19 protein-coding genes (1 of these 19 cut by a window edge) are annotated in these 20,904 nt (G+C 63.9%); 11 read left to right on the forward strand and 8 right to left on the reverse strand.

The features are described from left to right. From DAETH_RS00430 to DAETH_RS00445, 4 genes are all read left to right on the forward strand, one after another. On the forward strand, positions 1–1,728 hold the 3' portion of the coding sequence (locus DAETH_RS00430) for an S-layer homology domain-containing protein (RefSeq protein ID WP_264776002.1). 1,137 nt of this gene lie to the left of the window's left edge; the window shows 1,728 of its 2,865 coding nt (coding positions 1,138–2,865); the start codon falls outside the window, past its left edge; its stop codon occupies positions 1,726–1,728. 67 nt (positions 1,729–1,795) lie between these two features. Beyond that, entirely contained in the window at positions 1,796–2,749 is a 954-nt protein-coding gene (locus tag DAETH_RS00435) for a manganese-dependent inorganic pyrophosphatase (RefSeq protein ID WP_264776003.1), read from the forward strand. Positions 2,750–2,799: 50 nt separating this feature from the next. Then, the gene (locus DAETH_RS00440) at positions 2,800–4,053 is read left to right on the forward strand and encodes a bifunctional folylpolyglutamate synthase/dihydrofolate synthase (RefSeq protein ID WP_264776004.1); all 1,254 of its coding nucleotides are present in this window, start codon (positions 2,800–2,802) and stop codon (positions 4,051–4,053) included. 25 nt (positions 4,054–4,078) lie between these two features. Further along, positions 4,079–5,578: a carboxypeptidase M32 gene (locus DAETH_RS00445; protein ID WP_264776005.1), complete on the forward strand. Its 1,500-nt coding sequence runs from the start codon at positions 4,079–4,081 to the stop codon at positions 5,576–5,578. A 47-nt stretch (positions 5,579–5,625) separates the two neighbouring features. Here the strand turns inward: DAETH_RS00445 and DAETH_RS00450 are convergent, their stop codons facing one another. Further along, the gene (locus DAETH_RS00450) at positions 5,626–5,877 is read right to left on the reverse strand and encodes a hypothetical protein (protein WP_264776006.1); all 252 of its coding nucleotides are present in this window, start codon (positions 5,875–5,877) and stop codon (positions 5,626–5,628) included. 289 nt (positions 5,878–6,166) lie between these two features. Between DAETH_RS00450 and DAETH_RS00455 the strand changes: the two genes are divergently transcribed. Next, complete coding sequence (locus tag DAETH_RS00455) at positions 6,167–6,556, forward strand: helix-turn-helix domain-containing protein (RefSeq protein ID WP_264776007.1); 390 nt, start codon at positions 6,167–6,169, stop codon at positions 6,554–6,556. A 62-nt stretch (positions 6,557–6,618) separates the two neighbouring features. Here DAETH_RS00455 and DAETH_RS00460 read toward each other — a convergent pair whose 3' ends face one another. The 5 genes from DAETH_RS00460 to DAETH_RS00480 form a co-directional block, all read right to left on the reverse strand. Continuing rightward, positions 6,619–8,208: a bactofilin family protein gene (locus tag DAETH_RS00460; RefSeq protein WP_264776008.1), complete on the reverse strand. Its 1,590-nt coding sequence runs from the start codon at positions 8,206–8,208 to the stop codon at positions 6,619–6,621. A 45-nt stretch (positions 8,209–8,253) separates the two neighbouring features. Continuing rightward, on the reverse strand, positions 8,254–8,745 hold the full coding sequence (gene moaC / locus DAETH_RS00465; RefSeq protein WP_264776009.1) for a cyclic pyranopterin monophosphate synthase MoaC: 492 nt from the start codon (positions 8,743–8,745) through the stop codon (positions 8,254–8,256). A gap of 2 nt (positions 8,746–8,747) precedes the next feature. Then, on the reverse strand, positions 8,748–9,350 hold the full coding sequence (locus DAETH_RS00470; protein ID WP_264776010.1) for a DUF177 domain-containing protein: 603 nt from the start codon (positions 9,348–9,350) through the stop codon (positions 8,748–8,750). Between the two features lie 61 nt (positions 9,351–9,411). Then, positions 9,412–9,588 carry a thioredoxin domain-containing protein gene (locus DAETH_RS00475; RefSeq protein WP_264776011.1) on the reverse strand — a complete coding sequence of 59 codons (177 nt, stop codon included), beginning with the start codon at positions 9,586–9,588 and terminating at the stop codon, positions 9,412–9,414. Positions 9,589–9,965: 377 nt separating this feature from the next. After that, entirely contained in the window at positions 9,966–11,024 is a 1,059-nt protein-coding gene (locus DAETH_RS00480; RefSeq protein WP_264776012.1) for a glucose-1-phosphate thymidylyltransferase, read from the reverse strand. Positions 11,025–11,429: 405 nt separating this feature from the next. Here DAETH_RS00480 and DAETH_RS00485 point away from each other — a divergent pair, with 405 nt between their 5' ends. Together DAETH_RS00485 and DAETH_RS00490 are read left to right on the forward strand one after the other, a co-directional pair. Then, the gene (locus DAETH_RS00485) at positions 11,430–12,509 is read left to right on the forward strand and encodes a mannose-1-phosphate guanylyltransferase (RefSeq protein ID WP_264776013.1); all 1,080 of its coding nucleotides are present in this window, start codon (positions 11,430–11,432) and stop codon (positions 12,507–12,509) included. Positions 12,510–12,561: 52 nt separating this feature from the next. Continuing rightward, a complete protein-coding gene (locus tag DAETH_RS00490; protein WP_264776014.1) occupies positions 12,562–14,190 on the forward strand; it encodes a tyrosine-protein kinase domain-containing protein in 1,629 nt (542 codons plus the stop codon). Between the two features lie 122 nt (positions 14,191–14,312). On the opposite strand, the gene DAETH_RS24585 is transcribed toward DAETH_RS00490, so the two are convergent. After that, positions 14,313–15,356: an EpsG family protein gene (locus DAETH_RS24585; protein WP_406585087.1), complete on the reverse strand. Its 1,044-nt coding sequence runs from the start codon at positions 15,354–15,356 to the stop codon at positions 14,313–14,315. Next, positions 15,356–15,952 (reverse strand): hypothetical protein, encoded by a 597-nt coding sequence (locus tag DAETH_RS00500; RefSeq protein WP_264776016.1) that lies wholly within the window; start codon positions 15,950–15,952, stop codon positions 15,356–15,358. Before DAETH_RS00500 ends, DAETH_RS24585 begins: the two co-directional genes overlap by 1 nt. A gap of 649 nt (positions 15,953–16,601) precedes the next feature. On the opposite strand from DAETH_RS00500, the gene DAETH_RS00505 reads away from it, so the two are divergent. From DAETH_RS00505 to galE, 4 genes are read left to right on the forward strand one after another with little or no spacing between them, the layout of a single operon-like run. Beyond that, the gene (locus DAETH_RS00505) at positions 16,602–17,819 is read left to right on the forward strand and encodes an oligosaccharide flippase family protein (protein ID WP_264777355.1); all 1,218 of its coding nucleotides are present in this window, start codon (positions 16,602–16,604) and stop codon (positions 17,817–17,819) included. Beyond that, positions 17,816–18,988 (forward strand): glycosyltransferase family 4 protein, encoded by a 1,173-nt coding sequence (locus DAETH_RS00510; protein ID WP_264776017.1) that lies wholly within the window; start codon positions 17,816–17,818, stop codon positions 18,986–18,988. The genes DAETH_RS00505 and DAETH_RS00510 overlap by 4 nt, the downstream gene beginning before the upstream one ends. A gap of 26 nt (positions 18,989–19,014) precedes the next feature. Further along, positions 19,015–19,881, forward strand: coding sequence for a glycosyltransferase (locus tag DAETH_RS00515; protein ID WP_264776018.1), 867 nt, complete (start codon positions 19,015–19,017; stop codon positions 19,879–19,881). Next, positions 19,878–20,903, forward strand: coding sequence for a UDP-glucose 4-epimerase GalE (galE, locus tag DAETH_RS00520; RefSeq protein WP_264776019.1), 1,026 nt, complete (start codon positions 19,878–19,880; stop codon positions 20,901–20,903). The genes DAETH_RS00515 and galE overlap by 4 nt, the downstream gene beginning before the upstream one ends. The last annotated feature ends 1 nt before the right edge of the window (position 20,904 follow it).

The raw sequence follows: 20,904 nt of genomic DNA on the forward strand, positions 1-20,904 counted from the left end.
TATCTGGGCAGCGCCAGCGCGGACGGTGCCATCGCCGGGAACAAGTTCGACGTCCGTTACGAGCGGACCAACAGCAAGTTCAAGTTCAACGATTACCTCTTCGCCAACGACAACGACACCGAAGAGGTGACGCAGCGCCGTGGCGTCGTGATCAACATCGCCGCTAACCCGAACGAGGTGGCGCTCGCGCCGAAGTTCACGGTGGTCGTGGGGAACGCGCGCAACAACCGTGGCACGCCGAACATCCTGGTCGGCGACTACTACGGCGTTCGTGCGGCCGTGAACCCCTTCGGGCTGGGCGAGCTGGCCCTGTCCTACGCCCAGAACGCCAACAACCGCAGCGCGTTTGGCGTGGACTACAACCTGGGCTTCGGCAGCAGGAACGCCGAGGGCAACGCGCCCTTCACGGTGACGGGCGCGTACGTCGCCAGCATTCCCAACTCGGCCGCCGGCTTCTTCGGTCCCGGTGGCACCGGGACCGTCCAGAACGCCTTCGAGAGCCGCGCCCAGGCGTTCTACACCAACGCGGTGGCGGACTTCGGCATTGCCAGGGTCGGCGCGAACTTCCGCGCGATTGATCCCCGGTTCGACGGTGGTGTCGCCGGAATGTCGGCCAACGACGCCGCCTACTACCAGGGCAACAAGACCAGCCGCCCCTGGGACCCTGATCAGGTGGGCTTCGGCGCGGGCGTCGGCACCAACCTGGGGCCGGTCGCGCTGGCCGCGTACGGTGACACCTACGTGCCCTACTTCACCGACGTCAGCACCATCCGCCGCACCAGCTTCGGCGTGAGCGCCGGGGCGCGCCTGGGGGCCCTCAGCCTGGTGGGCTTCTACAACCGCGCCACGGAAGACAACGCGCTGATCTCCGCAGACGGCAACTTCTTCGCCTACAACCTCACCACGCCCTACCAGGATGTGGCGGACGTGCCCTTCGCCTTCTCAAGCACGTTCGGTGCCCGGCTCCGGCACGACGGCGCCGCGCCCAACGCGCTTGTCCCGGGCCTGAGCTTCACCGTCGCCTACGCCCGCTTCTACGAGGACGAGCTGCGCGCGAACGACTTCCAGGCGTACGCCAACTACACGGGTACCCTCTTCGGCGTCCGAGTCGAACCGTTCGCCCGCTACCACCTCTTCAACACGCCCGGTAACGCTTCGGTTACAGACACGGGGAACACCTCCTACACGGCGCCCAACCTCACGGCCCAGACTTACAACACGATCAAGTACGGTGTGAAGCTCAGCACCCAGCCGCTGACGGGCGTGTTCTTCCAGCCCAGCGTGTTCCTCAACTTCGCTAACCGCATCACCAACCCGGGCACCCAGGTGCAGGTGAACGCGACCGGCACAGCCACCGAGCTGTTCGGTCAGACGGGCGTCTCCTTCAACCAGTTCCTGGCGCCCAACCTCAAGGCCAGCCTCGGCTACGCCTACTACCAGGGCTTCAACGTCGCCAGCACGGCGACGGGCACCAGCGCCAGCGCGGCCAGCGCGACCTACAGCGCGGCGGCGGACCGCATCTACGCCAGCCCCTTCAGCGGTGGCGGCACCCCCTTCGGCGGCGACAACTTCGGCACCCAGAGCGGTCGCGTGCAGGGCGTGTTCGCCCAGCTTGACTGGAACGGTCTGTCGGCGAACTACGGCGTGTTCTACCAGGACGACTTCGACACGCCCGCCAACAGCAGCGTCGCCCAGGGCTTCAAGGTTGCCTACACCTTCAAGTTCTAAACCCTCTCTCCTGAGCAAGGGGCCCTTCGGGGCCTCTTCTTTTTGCCCTGGGCCTTACAATCTCGCCATGCTGGCTGTTTTTGGACACACCAACCCGGACACCGACGCGATCACCTCGGCCCTCGTGTACGCCCGACTGCTCAGCCGTCAGGGGGTGGAGGCGCGGGCCTACCGGCTGGGCGAACTCAATTTCGAGACGCCTTTCGTGCTGCGCGAGGCGGGAGTAGAGGCTCCGGAGCTGTTGACCGAACTGGCGGCGGGCTCGCAGGTCGCCCTCATCGATCACAACGAGAGCGCCCAGTCGGTGCCCAACCTCTCCGAACTGACGGTGACGCGGGTGGTAGACCACCACAAGCTCGGCGACCTGACGACCTCGCAGCCACCCTCCCTGCGTTTCGAGCCGGTGGGCTGCACGGCGACCATCCTGCTCAAGCTCCACCGCGAGGCAGGGGTGCCGGTGGAGCGGACGGACGCGCGGCTGATGCTGAGCGCGATCCTCAGCGACACGCTGCACTTCCGCAGCCCGACGACCACCCCCGACGACCGCGAGGCGGTGGCCTTCCTGGCGCCCATCGCCGAGGTAGCGGACGTGGAGGCCTACGCGCTCGCCATGTTCGCCGCCAAGAGCGATCTGGGAGACACGCCTGCCGATACCCTGCTGCGGATGGACTACAAGGTCTTTCCCTTCGGCGACCCGGCCCAGCCCCAGACCCTGCAACAGTGGGGAATTGGAGTCATCGAGACGACCAACCCGGGCTATGTGCTGGGGCGGAAGGCCGAACTCCTCGCCGCGATGGACCGGGTTCGCGCGGAGGATGGCCTGAACGGCGTGCTCCTCTCGGTCGTGGACATCCTCAACGAGACGAACAAGACCCTGGTGCTGTCGGCGACCGAGGAGAAGGTGTTGCGCGAAGCGTTCGGGGCGGAGCCCCAGGACAGCCTCGCCGACCTGGGCGGGCGCATCAGCCGCAAGAAGCAGCTCGTGCCGACGCTCGAAGCCTACTTCGCGCCCCGGACCTGACGGCAGGACAGGGCGGAGGGCTGGGGTAACTCCCGCCCTATCCTGCCCGCATGACTCTCACGGCCGACCTGGAGTGGCTCTTCGCGCGGCAACGCTTCGGCGTTCATCCGGGCCTGTCCCGGGTGCGGGCCCTGCTCGCCCGCCTGGGGGACTCCCAGGAGCGTTTTCGCGCCGTGCTCGTCGGCGGCACGAACGGGAAGGGCAGCACCGCCGCCACCCTGGCCGCCATCCTCACGGCGGCGGGGGAGAGGACGGGCCTGTTCACCAGCCCGCACCTGACGCGCTTTTCAGAACGCTTCGTGGTCGCGGGCCGGGAGTGTCCCCCCGAGGTCGTGCTGGAGGCCCTGGCCCGCGTCCGGCCCCACGCCGAGGCAGAGGACGCCTCCTTCTTCGAGATCGTGACGGCCCTGGGGTGTCTGCTCTTCGCCGAGGCCGGGGTGAGCGTGGCCGTGATGGAGGTGGGGCTCGGCGGGCGGCTCGATGCCACGAACGTCCTCGACCCGGTGCTGAGCGTGGTGACTAACGTCGCCCTCGACCACACCGCCATCCTGGGCGACACGCGGGAGGCCATTGCGGCGGAGAAGTCGGGCATCCTCCGCGTCGGGCGCCCCGCCGTGACGGGCGCGGACGCCGACCTCGTGCCCCGGCTGGAGACGCGGGGGGCCGACCTCTGGGCCCTCGGGCGGGAGGTGACCCTGGAGACGAGTCCGCTCGGCTGGGAGGGCTGGAACGTGCGCTTGAGGCTGCCGGGGGCGGAGTTGTCCTTCCGCACCCCGCTGCTCGGCGAACACGGGGCGCGGAACGCGGCGCTCGCCGCCGCCGCCGCCTACCGCCTGGGGGTGGGGGAGGAGGCTACCCGGGCGGGCGCGGCGGGGGTGCGCTGGCGGGGCCGCCTGGAGGTGCTGCCGTGGCGGGGGGGGCGGGTGCTCCTCGACGGGGCGCACAACCCGGACGGGGCACGGGCCCTCACGGCAGCCTTGCGGGGCCTGGGGGTGGGGAATTTGCCCGTGGTCTTCGGCTCGGCGGTGGACAAGGACGTGGCGGGGGTGGCGGCGGCCCTGCGCGAGGTGGCCTCCGAGGTCATCCTGACTCGGGCCGTCCTCAGCCCGCGCGCCGCTGACCCTGCCGCCCTCGCGCCGCTGTTCGGGGACCTTCCCGTCCACCTCGCCGACTCGCCCGCCGCCGCCCTCGACCTCCTCCCGCCTGGGGGGCTCGCGGTCGTGTGCGGGAGCCTGTACCTGATCGGGGAGGTGCGCCCGCTCCTCCTCGGCGAGGCGGGGGAGGGGTGGGAACGCTGGCAATGAGGCCGCCGGACGCTAGGCTGCGGGCATGAGCATGGACGAACTGAGACGCCGTCTCGGGCAGGTCAGTGACCTGAACGCCGCCGCTGGGCTGATGTCCTGGGACCAGGAGACGCAGATGCCCCCCCAGGCCGCCCGGGTGCGGGGCCTCCAGATAGCGACCCTGGAGGGCCTCGCGCACGAACTCTTCACCTCGCCGCACACCGCCGACCTGCTGGGGGCGGTGGGCCTCCCCGGGGACGCCACGGACGCGGCCATCGTGCGGGTCACCCGCCGCGACTTCGACCGGGCGACCCGGCTCCCCACCGCATTCGTCGAGGAGGCCGCCCGCGCCCGCAACGAGGCGCATCACGCCTGGATGGACGCCCGCGACCACAACAGTTTCGCCACCTTCGCTCCCCACCTCGAAAGGATGATGGACCTCGCGCGGCGCCGCGCCGACCTGCTGGGGTACGAGGACCACCCCTACGACGCCCTGCTCGACGAGTACGAGCCGGGGATGCAGGCCGCGCAGGTGCGGGAGGTCTTCACCGACCTGCGTGACCGCACCCTCCCCCTGCTGCGGCGCGTCACGGCAGCGGGGGACGCGACTGACTACGGCGTGCTCACCCGCCCCTTCCCGGCCCAGGCGCAGAAGACCTTCGCGTGGCGGATTGCGGGAGAGGCGTTCGGACTCCGGCCGGAGTTCGCCCGGCAGGACGAGAGTGCCCATCCCTTCCAGACGAACTTCAGCCGGGACGACGTGCGCATCACGACCCGGGTGGAAGGGTACTGGCCCGCCTGCCTCTTCGGCACCTGGCACGAGACCGGACACGCGATGTACGAGCGGGGAGTCGCGCCGCGCTGGGAGCGCACACCCCTGGCGGCGGGGGCGAGTCTGGGCGTTCACGAGAGCCAGTCGCGGATGTTCGAGAACCTGCTCGCCCGCTCGCGGCCCTTCTGGAGGCGGTACCTCCCGGCCCTCGCCGAGGTCGCGCCGGAGGTGACGGCCGGGCTCGACGCGGAGACGCTCTACCGCGCCGTCAACCGGGTCCAGCCCAGCCTGATCCGGGTGGAGGCCGACGAGGTCACGTACAACTTCCACGTCATGCTGCGTTTCGAACTCGAACTCGCCCTGCTGGAGGGCGGGCTGCGGGTGGCCGACCTCCCCGAGGCCTGGAACGCGAAGATGCGGGAGTACCTGGGCCTGACCCCCCCTGATGACGCGCAGGGCGTCTTGCAGGACATCCACTGGTCGGCGGGGCTGATCGGCTACTTCCCGACCTACACCCTCGGCAACCTCCTGAGCGTGCAACTGCTGGAGGCGGCCCGGCGGGACCCGGAGGTCGCCTCAGGCGTCGAGCGCGCCGAGTACGGCCCCCTCCTCGCGTGGCTCGTCGAGCACGTCCACCAGTACGGACGAAGCCTCACCCCCGCCGAACTCACCGAGCGGGCCACCGGGCGCCCCCTGAGTGCGGACCCTTACGTCGCGTACCTGCACGGGAAGTACGAGGACATCTACGGGCTGAAGGCAGAAGGCCAAGAATAGAAGCGAGGGCAGAGGCATTCCGGCCTTCTGCCTTCGGCCTCTCGCGTCTACACCGCCTGCTTGCGCTCCGCCTGGGTGACGAGGTAGGCGCGGGTGGCTCCCAGCCAGAGCTGGGCGAGGTCCTGGTGGGGGTGACTGCGCTCGCGCAGGGCAAGGTTCCCGACCGAGAGGTGACGCTCGACCTGACGCACGGCCCCCAGCCCACCCTCGTTCTCGGCCTCGATCAGGGTGTTGAGGACGGTGGTGGGGTGAACGTACCCCACGCGAATACTCTCGGCGATGATGTCCAGTGCGCGCATAGCCCGCCCTCCTGTCACGATGCTCAAGCACAACCCAGGGTTGCGGCTGAGATGCGAATTCATGCTTCGATTACGATAATAGCAAAGTGTCTAAGGAGAGGCAAGAAGAGCAAGCCCTCATTCTGTATTGACCGTACCGAAAGCCGGTGTTACACTCCAAGCAAGGGTGCCCCGTTCTGCCTACAGGCAAGTGGTGTGGGGAGCGGCTTTGCCCCCAGGCGGCACACCTCCTTGCCCGGATCGTCCGGGGGCAGGAGGCGAGGCGACGCCGCAGCCAAGGAGGTGAAAGATGAAACTGCACGAAAGACTCCGCGAACTGCGCAGCGAACGCGGGCTGCGGCTCAAGGATGTGGCCGAGACCGCCGGGATCAGTGTTCCGTACCTCAGCGACCTGGAGCGCGGGCGCACGAACCCCAGCCTGGAAACCCTCCAGACGCTGGCGGGGGCCTACACCATCACCGTGCACGACCTGCTGGAGGGCGTCGAGTTCTACGGCGACTCGACCGAGGGCGCGCTGCCCAAGGGGCTCGCCGACCTTGTCGCCGACCCCACGCTCGGCGGGCAGCTCACGCCCGACTGGGTCCGCACCCTGTCGCGCATCGAGCTGCGCGGCAAGCGGCCCCGCGACAAGCAGGACTGGTACGAGATCTACCTGCATCTCAAGCGCATTCTGAGCTGAGCGCCGGGTGGGAAAGGAGAGGGCCGGAGCGTGAAGTGCTCCGGCCCTCTGCCTTTCGTTTTCTACGCCCGGGACGTCCCGCCCGCCTCCTGCCCTTGCCGGGTGAGGAGCAGGGTACCCGCACCCCACGCGCCGCCCACGAGCACGAGGACGAGGGCGAGCGGCGGCACGCTCAGGGAGGCGGCGACGGTGCACAACCCCAGCAGCGCACCCACCACGTCGGGCAGGGGCAGGCGCAGGCGGAAGGCGAGGGCGCGGCCCACGTCGTAGGCGGTGACGCTCAGGCCGGTGGCGACGGTGAGGAGCGCGAAGGCGGTGGCGAGCAGCGCGGGGACGAGCAGCCCGACGAGCGCCAGCCCCAGGGCCGGGCCGATCAGGACGGCGAGAGCGAGCACCCCGAGCGCGAGGGTCCGCAGCGGCGCGTGGCGCTGGCGCCGGGCCAGCATGGGCGCGACCCCCGCCACGAACAGCCCCAGCAGCATGGCGCCCGTGAGCACCACGAAGACCCGGCTCCATGCCGCACCCCCCAGCCACCCCAGCAGGGGCCGGAAGGCGGAGGCGGTGGCGACGCTCAGCCCGGGGGGCGGCGCCGTCTCCAGGGCGGTCGCGTCCCCCGGCGCGTGCCCCAGCAGGGCATGGACCCGGCCCGAGACCCACGCGCCCGGTGCCCGCCGCACGTCGCCGAGCAGGGTGATCACCTCGCCGTCCACCTGTGCCCCCGGGGCCAGCGTCACGTTCCCGCCTACCGCGATCACGTTGCCGCCGATGGCGCCCCGCACCGTCACGTCATGTCCCACCGTCACGCCGCTGCGCCCGAAGGCCTCATACAGCGGCGGTAGCGTCAGCACGGCGCAGAGCACGAAGGCCCCGGCTCCGAACCGCTGCACGGCGGGCGTGGGGCGCCACGCGATGAGGACGCTCACGGCGAGCAGGAGCGCGAGCCCCACCCCCGCCAGCGGCGAGACCTGCGCCACCAGGGTCTGCAAGACCGTCGCCCCGGCCGCCAGGTTCGGCCACGCGCTCGTGACCGCCAGCAGGGTCAAGCCCACGAGCAGTCCCGACACCAACAGCAGCGGGGCGGGGTTATGGAGCGGGGGCGGGGAGAGGTCCGGGGTCGGGGTCTGCGGCGTTGCCTCCTGGACGATCCGCGAGGCCAGCGGGCCCGCCAGCCCTGTCGGCAGGGGAGGAGCGGGCCGTGCCAGACGCCCTGCCCAGGTGATCTCCGAGACGACCCGGGAGGCTACGCTGGGCGCCGGAGAGCGGGGGGCGAGCAGGGAGGCCGTCCGCACCCGGTCCGCCACCTCCCCGGCCACGCTCCGGGCAGGGGCAGGCACCGGCAAGGCGGCCAGCGATGCGTCCAGGGCCACCTCCGCCCCCACGGACGCGGCCACGCCGACCCAGACCGGGGGAACGGGAGAGCCGCGCAGCCGCGCACTCCAGGCGATCTCCCCGGCAACCTGCGCCGCGCAACGGTAAGGGGGCGTGGGTCGCTCCAGGGTCCTCAGAACGGCCGTGGTCCGGGTGAGGCGGCGGCGCAGCTCTTCAGCCTCGGGCGGACGGGCCAGCCGGGCGAGCCGCTCCCGCTCGGCGGGGGTGAGTTCGCCCTCCGCCTCGCGGTGCAGCAGGTCCAGCAGGTCGTGTTCCGAGGCCATACATTCCTTCTACGTGCGCCCGGCCAGCCGGGTTCCCGCGCCTGCCTAGACCCCGGGGGCCCGGTAGTCGCCGCTCTTGCCGCCCGTCTTGGCGAGCAGGCGAATGCCCGTCACCTCGATGGCCTTGCTCGCCGCCTTGAGCATGTCATAGACGTTGAGTGAGGCGACGGTGACGGCGGTGAGGGCCTCCATCTCCACCCCCGTCGGGGCCGTGGTGCGGACGGTGGCGACGACGTGCACCCCCTCCTCCTCCAGGGTGACCTGCACGTCGGCGCCCGTGACCGGGATGGGGTGGCAGAGCAGGACGAGGTCGGCGGTGCGCTTGCTCCCGGCCAGCCCCGCCAGCCGGGCCACGGTGAGAGGGTCGCCCTTGGGGTTCGTGCCCGCCTCCAGCGCCGCCCGCGCCTCGGGGGGCAGCCGCACCCAGCCCTCGGCCGTCGCGGTTCGCAGCGTGCTCGCCTTCCCACTCACGTCCACCATGCGGGGCAGGCCGTCCCGGAAATGGGTGAGTTCCGGCGTCTTCCCGGCTCCGGCCATCCTCAGTCCTCCGGGAGCTTGAGGTCGCGCAGGGCGGCGAAGGGATGTTGGGTCGTGTGTGCCGAGCCTTCGGGAGTGCCCAGCAGGTCGTCGATCTCCTCGACGGGCACCTGGGCCATATGCTCGCAGGGACCCTCGTTGAGGTCGTGGCCGCAGACCTGGCACAGGCCCTTGCAGTCGGGGGCGTGAAGCACGGTGAGGGGGGCTTGCAGCAGGGCCGTCTCGGCCAGGTAGGCGCTCAGGTCGAGGTCGGGGTCACCGAAGACGAGCACCTCCTCACCCGTCTCGGCCTCCTCCAGGTACGGCGCGTCCGCCGAGGGCTCGTAGCGCAGCAGGGTGCCCAGCCGCAGGTCGAGGGGCACCTCCACGTCGCGCAGGCAGCGGGCGCACTCCATCATGATGGTGGGGGCGAAGGAGCCCTGAAGGTACATCTCGTTTCCGCCAAGGGGATTGACGTCAATCCGGTAGGGCGCCGGCCGCACAAAGCGCAGGGTCTGGGTTTCGCCGCCCTGCTCGTAGCTGAGGTGATCGAGGTTCCCCGCCGCGTGCGCGTCCGAGGACGTCCGCAGCAGCGAACCCAGGTGAATATGGGGCGTGTCGGTCATCCCTCCATGATAGGCCCGCCGCGCGGACATCACCGGGCCCCGCACACGGTCCGGCCGCGTTTTAAACGGGGTGCGCCGACAACCGGGCGAGCACGTCCGCCGCGTTTCGGTCGGGTGGGAAGACCGGGTAGAAGACGTGCTCGACCACCCCATCCCGCAGGATCAGTGTCACCCGGCGCAGCAGGGTCATCCCGTCCGCCTCGAAGGTGGGGAGCCCGAGGGTCCAGGCGAAGCTCAACCGCGCATCCGACAGCAGGGGGAGGGGAGGTGTAGCCGCGCCGCCGCCTCCCGCTGATCCTCGGGGTCCTGGGTGCTCAGCCCGAAGACGCGGGCCCCTCACGTCCGCAACTCCGCTTGGTGGTCGCCCAAGGCACAGGACTGGAGCGTACAGCCCCGCGCGCCGGGAATCAGGTTCCAGTCGGTCGGTAGAGGCTTATCCGGGCGCCCCGTGCGCGGGTAGGCGTAGAGCACTGTCCTCCCTGGCAGCGCGGATACGTCCACCACGCTCCCGCCCGTTGCGGTCAGGGGACGGGGGGCAGCTTCCTCCCCGGCAGGTGGTCGCAGGCCCCGTCGTCGTTTGGTGCGACGAGGCCCTCCGCCAACCGCCCGACGCCTTTACGCCAGTTCGACCACGCTGGCGTCCGAGAGGGTGAGCTTGTGGGTGCTGGGCACCTTGCGCCCGCCGCGCACCTGGGCCCGCACACCGATCAGGCAGTCTTGCAGCCGGGTGTTCAGGCACTCGATGCGCGCCTCGGCGTCGATGACGCTGTGCTCGACCTCGGCTTGGCGGATCACGCTGTCGCGCCCGATGCTCGTGAAGGGGCCGATGTAGGCGTCCTCGACGACCACGCCCTCACCCAGCAGCACCGGCCCGACGATCTTGCTGCGCGTCACCCGCGCCGAGGCGGGGATGACCACCCGGCCCGTCAGGCGCGAGTCGGTGACGGTGCCCTGCACGTCGAGTTCGATTCGTTCGAGCAGCAGTCGGTTGGCGTCGAGGAGGTCCAGCGGTCGGCCCGTGTCCTTCCACCAGCCCTCCACCCGCTGCCCCAGCACCAGACGGCCCCGGTCGATCAGGCCCTGGATCGCGTCCGTGATCTCGTACTCGCCGCGCGCCGAGGGAGGCAAGGTTTCGAGGACCTCGAAGACCTCGGGGGTGAAGCAGTACAGCCCCGCCACCGCGAGGTTGCTCGGCGGGTTCTTGGGCTTTTCCACCAGGCGGGTGATCCGCTCGCCGTCGAGCTGCGCCACCCCGAACGCGGTGGGGTCGGGCACCTCCACCAGGGCGATCAGGGCGGTGGGCCGCTCCCGGCGAAAGCGGTCCACGAAGGGCCGGGCGCCGAACTCGAAGAGGTTGTCGCCCAGGTACACGCAAAAATCGTCCTGGCCCACCCACTCGCGCGCCATCTTGACGGCGTGGCCCAGGCCGAGCTGCTGGTGCTGGTCGATCAGGGTGACCTCCACCCCCTGCACCTTGCGCAGGGCGTCCCCGATCTCCTCGCGGGTCACCTCCGAGACGATCACCCCGATCTCGGTGATCCCCGCCTCCGCTAGAGTGCGAATGGCGTGGCGGATGATGGGCTGGCCCGCGACGCGCAGCACGGGTTTGGGGCGGGTAAAGGTCAGGGGACGGAGACGGGTTCCCAGACCCGCAGCGGGGATGATCGCCTTCATATGATCCTCAGTGTAGGCCCTTGCCCCCCCGGCGGGTCGTGAGGGAAAGGATACCCCCGAAGGTTCACCCTTTGCTAAGAGCCGTTCCCATCCGGTCAGGGAAACGGCGCCACGCCCGGCCAGCCTGTTCCGCCTGACGCCGCCCCTCCTCGCCGTACCGACAAGAGGGAGGGGTCACCTCCGCTCCAAGCTGACCGGAACATGAGTGCCGATGAGGACGTCACTTCTCGGCATTTCCCAAGGGTTACGACTCTTGCTATAACGTTCAGGTGATGGCTCTAGTGGGGCCGCTTCTTCAGGAGACGCGATGAGAAATCCTAGATCAGGTCTGGCGGCGCAACGTGCGGGTCGCGGGCCGACGCGAGATGTCGAGACTTCCTCTGCCCGCTCGTGGGGTGTCCGGGCATGACGACGTTCGTCCCGGTGATTCTGGCGGGCGGCAGCGGCGAACGGTTCTGGCCCCTCTCGCGCCGCAACCGTCCCAAACAGTTCCTGGCTCTGGACGAGACGGGGCGCAGCCTGCTTCAGGCGACGAGCGACCGCCTGTGCCGGGTGAGCGGCCAGCCCGAGAGCGTGATGGTCGTGACGGGCGGCGACTACCGCACCCAGGTGCTCGAACATCTGCCCGAGATGCCCATCGAGAACCTGCTCGTGGAGCCGGTGGCGCGGGACACTGCCCCCGCCGTGCTCTACGCCGCGCTACGGCTGGCGCAGGAACAACCCGACGCGGTGATGGGAGTCTTTCCCGCCGACCACCGCGTCACCGACGCCGGGGCCTTCGACCGGGTGATGGGCCGGGCCATCGAGGTCGCCGACACGACCGGGCGGCTCGTCACTATCGGCATCACCCCCACCTACCCCGCCACGGGCTACGGCTACATCCAAGCGGGCGAGGAATTGCTGGGGGGCGAGCTGCCCGCCTACGCGGTGAGCCGTTTCACCGAGAAGCCCGACGCGGAGACGGCCCAGGCGTTTCTCGCCGACGGCCGCTACACTTGGAACAGCGGCATGTTCATCTGGCGAGTGGGCTCAATCCTCGCCGCCTTCGAGCAGCACCAGCCCGATATGTTCGCGCGCCTTAGGGAGGCGGTGGGCCAGGGTCGCTCGCTCGCGGGGGTGCGCGCCGTCTTCCCGACCATAGAGAAGATCAGCATCGACTACGCCATTCTGGAGAAGTCGGATCAGGTCGCCGTGATTCCCGCCGAGTTCGGCTGGGATGACCTGGGCGACTGGAACGCGCTGGAGAGGCTGCTGAAAACCGAGGACGCGAACGTGGCGGTCGGGCGTCACGTGGGCCTGGACACGGGCGGCGCCATCCTCTACACCACCCAGGGGGACGACCTGATCGCCACCATCGGGCTGGAGGACGTGGTGGTCGTGCGCACCGCCGAGGTCACGCTGGTCGTGCGCAAGGACCGCACCCAGGACATTAAAAAGGTCGTGCAGCAGCTCAAGGCGCACCCGGAACTGGAGCGCTTCGCATGACCACGGGGCACCAGCACTTGCCGGGGTCTGGCGGCCAGAGAGGGGAGAGGCCGTGACCAACCGTCCGGAACAGGAACTCGACCTGAGCGTCCTGTGGCGGGGGCTCAGGCGCCGCCTGGGGTGGATTCTGGGAACCGCCGCCGTGCTGGCCCTCGCCGCCTTCCTGTGGTCGCGCTTCCAGCCTCCTGTCTACGAGGCCAGCGCCAGCCTGATCGCGGCGAACAATCAGGGGCAGGAGGGCCCCTTCGGGAGCGCGGTGGTCAAGGCCCCGCCCCTGCCCGAAGGTGCCGTGAACCAGGCCCTGCAAAGTCCGCTCGTGATTGGTCCCCTGATCACGGCGGTGCGCGAAAGCCGCGCCATCCCGGCAGAGGAGCGCGAGCGCCTGGTGGGCAGGCTCAGCCGTGAGTTGAGTGAACAGAGGTTGCGCACGATTACCCTGACGGCTCGTCTGGACCCGGGGGGAAGCGGTATCTACACGGTGCGGGCCCGTGCCAGAACGGCCCCGGCGGCGCAGACGCTCGCCAACCTGACGGTGGATGCCCTGCGCACCTGGGACACGGACCGCGCGCTGCAAACGGTGCGCCGCGCCCAGGCCGGATTCCAGGCGCAACTTCTGCGCATCGAGCAGCAGCTCCGAACTGGGGACCAGACGCCGGTCGAGCGGCAGACGCTGATCAGCCGTCGCGCCACCATCCAGGACAACCTCGCGCAGGTCAGCATCCTGGAGAACTCGGCGACCGGAGTCCTGAGCCTGCTGTCGGCGGCCGTCGAACCGGCCCGGCCAGTGTCGCCCAAGCCGCTGCGCAACGCGGTGCTCGCGGGCCTGTTGGGGCTGCTTCTCGCCGCCGGGGTGGTGGCGCTGCTCACCGTGCTCGACCGCACCGTCCGCACCGAGGACGACTTACTGGCCCTCAACGTGCCGACCCTGGCCGTCGTTCCTCGCCTGCGCAAGAGGGACATCGTCTTCAACGGCATCGTGCGCGCTGCTCGCCAGGCAGGCTTGTACGAGGCTATCGGCTTCCTGCGCGTAAACCTGATGACTACCCTGCACAACCGCCCCCACCCCGTCGTGATGATGACGAGCACTGCTCCCGGCGAGGGCAAGAGCAGCCTGACTGCCACCCTGGCCGACGGGTTCGCCTCCAGCGGCCAGCGGGTCCTGATCATCGACGCGGACCTGCGCCGGGGCACCCAGGCGGCCGTGTGGCAGAAGTTCGACCAGGGGGGCGACTGGCAGCAACTTGTGGGCGCGGGCGGCGTCCGCACGACCCGCGAGGCCCTGCTGCAACCCGAGAACGTGCAAGTTCTGCGGGTGGAGCCGAACGTGGACATGCTACCCGCCGGGCCGGGCCTGCACGACAGCCTCTCGGTCTTCAATCAGGCCGACATCCGCCGGGCGCTCGACCTGTGGCGGCCGGGGTACGACATCGTCCTGCTCGACAGCGCCCCACTGCTGGCCCTTGCCGACGGGCTGGTGCTGGGAGTTCATGCCGACGCCGTCCTGATGGTCACCGAGTACGGGCGCACCAATATCCAGGCCGTCCGGAGTGCGATCCGACGGGCCGAGCGGTCGGGGCTCAACCTCCTCGGCTTCGTGATCAACAAGTCGGACGCGCGTGAGGAGTCGAGCTACGGGTACTCGTACTCCTACGCGCCGCGCAAGGAAGGGATGAAGGTTTAAGAGGCAGACACGGATAGGAGCCGAAGGCTTGATAACTCCTGCCTAGAGACAATGCGCCGTGGCGATGGGCTTAATTTCCAACCTTAGGGGGGCCAACCAGAACAGATTAGCTCTCCGCTTACTTACGTATGATGGTTTATTTTGCTGGGGTTATTCCAGTGGAAGCGTATTTGTTTCAAGGTTAGTTGCATGCTACCCACTAGGAGAAAGGGGATAAAAGACCAACTGTACAGGAATATTCTATCATGATAGGGTAGGTATGACATCAACATCCCAAAGCCGTTTAATATCAAATAAAAGTTAAATAAGTTATTGTATTTACGATCAGGCGTTACCTTTAGTAGCTTAATAAGCAAATATGCTATTACTGGCATCAAGCTCGCAAGTAGAAAGGCCGGTTTAAAACCTAATTCATAATTGGTGTAACTCAAATTCACACTCCTATTCAAACTTGTCAGCGGCCTAAATATGTATGCTATTACGGAAGATAATCCGATGAAATTGACCACGTATAAAGGAGCTATAATAAACCATATTGTCAAGGCGGTGCGAATTGTTATAACACGACTAAGTAGCCAAGTGGGCATCAGGATGAGTACAGAGGAGTGAAATAAGCTTGCTATACCAAACACCACCACAGATAGTAAAATTTTTGCTTTTGATCCCATCCCCTGCCATTTTTTTGACATACTGAAGGCAAGAAAGAAAAAAACAAAAGACATTGCAGCACCTTGACGTACTACATTGTTGGTCATGCTGACGAACGGTGCATACAATAGAAGAATGATCGAAAATAATATGTTAAAAGGACCAAAAGAAGGAAAAACGTTTCTTATAAACACAAATACTGATGTCATGAAAACGGTTTTTATTAGGAACACAAAAGTCAAAAACGGAATCCCGCTCTTTGAGAACAGCCACAAAAAATATGTGAATCCAGGTTCAAAAGTTCCAAAACCTATCATTACATCCAGCCGGCGTGTGTATGCAAGAGTGTATATCCAATTATAACTTACAAGATCGGCGTAATCACCAACTGATTTAGGAGCTGCCCACCATATAAGAGGTATAAAAGCAAGCATAAATGAAGTTGAAAGAATAATATTTATAATATTCCACGCTGCTCTTTTTGACTTCATCGTGTTCCTCGGTTCCTCACTGCGCATTAGTAGTTTGCTCCGTCGGGCTTGAAGTTCCAGTGCTTTACCGTTAGATTACGGTCGGCAAGGACTTCGCCGAAGGGGTTGGACATTTGGACAATCAACGCCGCTCCACTCACATCTATGCTCACACTTTTTACGGATTCACCTGTGAAGCTATTAAAAATACTATTGCCCTCTTGAATGATGTTAATTTTGGCGAACTCGCCTACAACCTTTTGTCCAGTTAAATTGAAGAATAAGCGGCCAGCAGAGCAGGGTAGAAGGATGATAGGAGTTGGTGAATTAAGTACAATCGTCCGCTCGGTTGGATACCAAGCGTCACTTGGACCTCTGATGTCGAAGGTTTTACAATAAGGAGTGGAAAATTTTATTCTGTTTAAGAAAGCTCGGCGGACGACAGCCGAGTAGTAATCGTTAAAGTAAGTCAGCCTTAAACGGCCAGTGGGTAGGTGTATTGACGCTGTCCTTTCGCTCGAAAACGCCTCCACGCTGACTATTTGAGAATTAAGCGACACCGTCAGCGCAGGAGCTTCAGCCGCAGCAATTTGACCCACGGCCGTGATGTTCAGTGTACCAGGGGAGCAGAGGTCGGCTTCCACCCACGAGAGGCTTTGGAAGTCAAAGCCGTGTTCGGTAAGTTGGACGCCGTTAGGGTACTGCTGATACCCAACTCGGAAAGTTGGCGGGTTGGTACAGGTCAATTTCGGTGGTGTCATTGTGAGTAATGGCTGTTCCGGTTCTCTGACTCCCAAGGCCGTTACGCTTGCTGCAGCTACGCCTGCGGGGATCACGACACAGAAGACGGACTTCCAGGGGAGGGGAGACACCCCCTGAGTATCGCTCAAGCCCACGAGCCCCAGCTAGCTCTCAAGTTCCTTCAGCTAACCCGGCCACCCGGTCCCCTCCACCTCCAGCCTGCTCGGGCTAGGCTGGGAGGCAAGGTTGGTGGGTTTGGTGGCTGCTGTACAATGGCCGACGACCTGAGGGCGGGCCATGGGGGAGGAACTGACATCTCTGCCCCAACCGCGACGACAGCCGTCGGACGGCTCGGGAGCCTTCGCGCTATGAAAAGGTGCATTGCTGCACGGTATATACGTGGCATATCTTGGAGGAAGACATCGTGGAGCCGGAATCTGAGCTCCGAACCCGTGCCCTCATCCTATAGCGACTTGCAGACCTTGCCCCCTTCCTTGAGAGGCGCCTTCGACTGTGTTTTCCAAAGCACTTAAAAGATTACCCCAGAGTTTTGTGTGGAGTTTTACTGGCCTTCTGGGAAGGTTCGTGTTGCAGACCTTCTCGTTCATCCTGATAGCCTCAGAGTTAGGGCCTTCCGGCTTCGGAACTTTCTCCGCCGCCCTAGCCCTTACCCTGGTGCTTGCTCCATTTGTCGAAATGGGCGCCTACGCGATAACGGTGCGCGACTCCAAAACCCCTCATCTACTTGCCACCTCCCTCGGTACAACCCTCAAGACCACCTCCGTGCTCCTTCCGGTGGCCATATTGGTGTTAACTGCAGCTTCCTATTTGGCGCTCAAAGAGTTGAATCTAATATTGACGATCCTGTTGGGGTTGGGCGTCTTTGTTGGAATGCGGTTTATGTATGTAGCCCAAGCTGTAAATGCCTCCCTTTCTAAATTTAGTCGGAATGCTGTTTTCGATATGGGGCTGAGCTTAGCCCTGTTGATAGGAGCCTTCTCGGTCAAATTGATAGGAAGCGGTAAGGTGGATGCATGGTTCCTGATGTACGCCTCCATCTACGGAGTGGTCGGTTTTCTATTTTTTCTTTTCACCACGCGAGCTGAGAGGATTAGGATCGGCGCGGGTGGTAGCTGGAATGCCATTGTGGAAAGGCTCCGGGAGGGCTGGACCTTCGCTTTCGGTGGTATGGCCCAGAGTGCTTATAGTGAGTTGGACAAGACTATATTGTTAAATTTGGCTGGTGCCCCCGCTGTTGGCAGGTATTCGATGGCTGTCAGGCTGATCCAGGTTTCTTACATGCCCATTAACGCTCTGTTAAATGTGACTTTCCCGAAGATGTTCAGGCTAATGGACTCCAACGAAGTTGGTGCTCTATCAAGGTACTTGCTGAAGATTATCCTGACCGCCCTGGTGTACTCAGTTCTTTGTGTTCTTACCCTCCAGGTACTTGCTCCTTTGTTGCCCAATCTGTTTGGCGAGGAATATGCGAGCAGCACCCATTTGCTTAAGCTGATTGCCTTGGCCGTGGTTCTTCAAGGGGTGTATTGGCCTATTCTGGACGCCTTGACGGCAATGGGTTTCCAAAAACTGAGAATGATTATTACATTTGGTGGTGTTGCTGCTAACGTTACATTAAATCTCATCCTTATCCCCTCAATGAAAGAATATGGCGCGGTAGTTTCCTATCTTGCCTCTCAGTTGATTTTATTGGTAGTTGCATCCGTGCTCATAGTTTGGAGCACCAAAAGGATGGTAGGAAAGGGATGAAGGTAATAAAATGGCGGTCTAACGATGAGGTTGGTTCTGTCTACATTATCACTTATGGAATGGGGCAGGGCGGCGTCTCCTCTCACGTTGAAACGCTCGCATCTGCCCTTAAATCTGTGAAAAGGAATGTAGCACTCGTACATCCAACCAGACCCTCCCTGCTCAAGATGATAGTGCTTGCTCTGTCAAGTATGGGGAACATCAACAGGGCAAGGCGTATCATGATTATAGAGAAGCAGAGGCAGGTGAAGAGCTGGTTTGCTAAGCTCGACATCTGCCCCTCGGATGTATTTCACACCCATGATGTCTGGACTGCGTATGCCTTGTTTTCTGTCAAACCCGATGTCAAAATCGTTCATACTATCCATGGGCCGGCCTCAAGAGAAATTCTAATGGACTTCAACGACGACGCGCTCAGCGAATACGCATCCCAAATGGAGAAGCAGGTTTATGAACGAGCATACCGCTTAATCGCTGTTGATGAAGGACAAGCCAATATAGCTATAGAGGATTTCGGTGCAAAGAAGCACAAAATACGCATTATTCGTAACACTGTGGACATAGAAGAGCTATACAAGGTCGCCGTAGCGGGCAGACAGCGGACTCAAGAGCTTGTGGGAACTTTAATAAAAAGAAGCAAGAACGTTGTTTTGGCCCGCCGTCTCGTCGAGAAGAATGGTGTTCAGGTTGCAATAGAAGCGTTGGCCCGCACAGAAGCTGACGTAGGTTTCTGGATTGTGGGCGATGGTCCTTTGCGGCATGCGTTGGAGAAGAGAGTAGAAGAACTGGGCGTCAAGGACCGCGTGACATTTCTTGGGGGTCTCCCTCGAAGTGAGGTCATTTCATTGATGCAGGAGGCCGATGTAGTACTGGTTCCGTCCGTACCTGCTCATGGTGTCGTCGAGGCGACATCCATCGCTGCCCTGGAAGGAATGGCTATGGGTAAGATTGTTATAGCTTCTCGTATCGGCGGGCTGGCTGAAATGATAGACCATAATGTTAACGGCATGTTATACGAACCCTTCGACATTGATGATTTAGCCAGCCTTCTCGATACCGTGGATGCGGAGAAGCATGCGGAGCTGGGTATCAGCGCGAGAAGCTATGTAAAAGAGGAGTGGTCTACCCAAGCTTGGGTATCCCAAATTACAGAGGTCTACAATGAGTAGCCCCTTTTTGTTGGAGGGCTGATTATATGAGCGTGATAATCGCTGTACCCGTGTTTAACGCACAGAAGTATCTGCAGCATGCGATAAGATCAATTAAGAATCAAACTTACAAGGAATGGCAATGTGTCGTATTGGATGATGGTTCTTCTGACAACAGCCTTGAAATGGTCGAGAAATTGGCTGACAAAAGATTTAAAATTATTTCAGACGGTTTGAATAAAGGCTTGGCGTTTAGGCTAAATGAGGTAATTGAAATGGTAGATTGTGATTATCTTGTAAGAATGGATGCGGATGACATTATGCATCCGCTGAGAATAGAGCGCCAGCTTGGATACATGAGAAATAACAGAAGCGTGGACGCTGTTGGAAGCAGCGCTTACCTAATAGATATAGATAATAATATCTATGGTGTTAGAAGAGCGAAGACTTTGTTGAAGAAGAACGACTTTCTAAGCACCAGTCCCATGATACACCCCTCTGTTATGGGCAAAGCGGCTTGGTTTAAAAACAACAAGTATGATTTAAAATCGCCAAGGATAGAAGATTATGAACTTTGGTTGAGGACCTTTGAGAGATCTGTGTTTGTAAATCTAACAGAACCTCTTCTATACTACCGCGAACTCGGGCTGCCTTACAAGGAGAAATACCATTATACGTCCGTAGGAAAGCGGCGTGTGCTTTTCAATTACGGTCTTAGATCCGGCGACATTGTTGGGGCTGGCAGGTATATTCTGGAATCTGGTTTGAAGCAGGCTGTCTTTAGGGTGGCGTCACAGATTGGCAGTCAGGAGGACTTGATGAGAAAGAGAGCCGAAAAGGTTCCTCCGGGTGAACTCCTGACCGCCGTGGCCGATCTAAAACAGGCATTACACGATGGGGGCGGGGACGGATGAAGGTGCTCGTCACGGGCGGTGCGGGCTACATTGGCAGCACGGTGGTCTCGGCGCTGGCAGAGGCGGGCGCCGTGCCGGTGGTCCTCGACTCGCTTGTGCAGGGGCGGGCGGAGTTCGCGGCGGGTCACTCCCTCTACATGGGGGACATCGCAGACGTGGGGATGCTCGACCGCATCTTCGCCGAGCACCCCGACATCTCGACTCTGATGCATTTTGCGGCACGCATCGACGTGGAGGAGTCCACGCGGCTGCCGTCCCTCTATTACCGGGAGAACCTCTGCAAGGGGGCGGCGCTACTGGAGGAGGTGCTGCGGCGGGGGGTGCGGCGGGTGATCTTCAGCTCGACGGCGGCGGTGTACCGGGGGGGAGACGGCTCACGAGGGTTGCCCGAGGACGCGCCCACCGAGCCTCTGAGCCCCTACGCCCGCTCGAAGCTGATGTTCGAGGGGGTGCTGAGCGACCTGTGCGCCCAGTTCGGGGCGTCGGCGGTGGCGCTGCGGTACTTCAACCCGGTGGGGGCCGACCCGGCCCTGCGCTCGGGACCCTACAAGCCCGACCCGTCGCACATCCTGGGGAAGCTCACGGGGCTGGCGGCGGTGGGTGGCGGCGAGTTCGTGATCAACGGGGACGACTACCCGACGCGCGACGGCACCCCGGTGCGTGACTATGTCCATGTGTGGGACCTCGCCCGGGCGCACCTCTCGGCGCTCAACTACGTGAACGGCGCGGGGCCGGGCTGCACGGTGGTCAACGTGGGGTCCGGGTCGGGCGTCACAGTGCGTGAGTTCGTGGACGCCTTCATGGCGGTGACGGGCCTGCCGCTCACGGTGCGGGTGGGCGGGCGGCGGCCCGGCGACACGGCGGGCGCGTACGCGGACACGGGACAGGCGGAGTCGCGCCTGGGCTGGCGCCCCGAGCGCAGCCTGGAGGAGGGCATCCGCGACGCCCTGGCCTGGGAGGAGCGCTTCCGGGCGGGCGGGCAGGGCGTGGCCCGGCGGGAGGAGCGGCCCGCGTGGGGCTGAG

This window comes from Deinococcus aetherius, from assembly GCF_025997855.1.
GTDB classification, from domain to species: domain Bacteria; phylum Deinococcota; class Deinococci; order Deinococcales; family Deinococcaceae; genus Deinococcus; species Deinococcus aetherius.

Coding starts and splice junctions, on each gene's coding strand:
- DAETH_RS00435 (WP_264776003.1), top strand. CDS start 1,796: ATGCTGGCTGTTTTTGGACACACCAACCCGGACACCGACGCGATCACC.
- DAETH_RS00440 (WP_264776004.1), top strand. CDS start 2,800: ATGACTCTCACGGCCGACCTGGAGTGGCTCTTCGCGCGGCAACGCTTC.
- DAETH_RS00445 (WP_264776005.1), top strand. CDS start 4,079: ATGAGCATGGACGAACTGAGACGCCGTCTCGGGCAGGTCAGTGACCTG.
- DAETH_RS00450 (WP_264776006.1), bottom strand. CDS start 5,877: ATGCGCGCACTGGACATCATCGCCGAGAGTATTCGCGTGGGGTACGTT.
- DAETH_RS00455 (WP_264776007.1), top strand. CDS start 6,167: ATGAAACTGCACGAAAGACTCCGCGAACTGCGCAGCGAACGCGGGCTG.
- DAETH_RS00460 (WP_264776008.1), bottom strand. CDS start 8,208: ATGGCCTCGGAACACGACCTGCTGGACCTGCTGCACCGCGAGGCGGAG.
- moaC (WP_264776009.1), bottom strand. CDS start 8,745: ATGGCCGGAGCCGGGAAGACGCCGGAACTCACCCATTTCCGGGACGGC.
- DAETH_RS00470 (WP_264776010.1), bottom strand. CDS start 9,350: ATGACCGACACGCCCCATATTCACCTGGGTTCGCTGCTGCGGACGTCC.
- DAETH_RS00480 (WP_264776012.1), bottom strand. CDS start 11,024: ATGAAGGCGATCATCCCCGCTGCGGGTCTGGGAACCCGTCTCCGTCCC.
- DAETH_RS00485 (WP_264776013.1), top strand. CDS start 11,430: ATGACGACGTTCGTCCCGGTGATTCTGGCGGGCGGCAGCGGCGAACGG.
- DAETH_RS24585 (WP_406585087.1), bottom strand. CDS start 15,356: ATGCGCAGTGAGGAACCGAGGAACACGATGAAGTCAAAAAGAGCAGCG.
- DAETH_RS00510 (WP_264776017.1), top strand. CDS start 17,816: ATGAAGGTAATAAAATGGCGGTCTAACGATGAGGTTGGTTCTGTCTAC.
- DAETH_RS00515 (WP_264776018.1), top strand. CDS start 19,015: ATGAGCGTGATAATCGCTGTACCCGTGTTTAACGCACAGAAGTATCTG.
- galE (WP_264776019.1), top strand. CDS start 19,878: ATGAAGGTGCTCGTCACGGGCGGTGCGGGCTACATTGGCAGCACGGTG.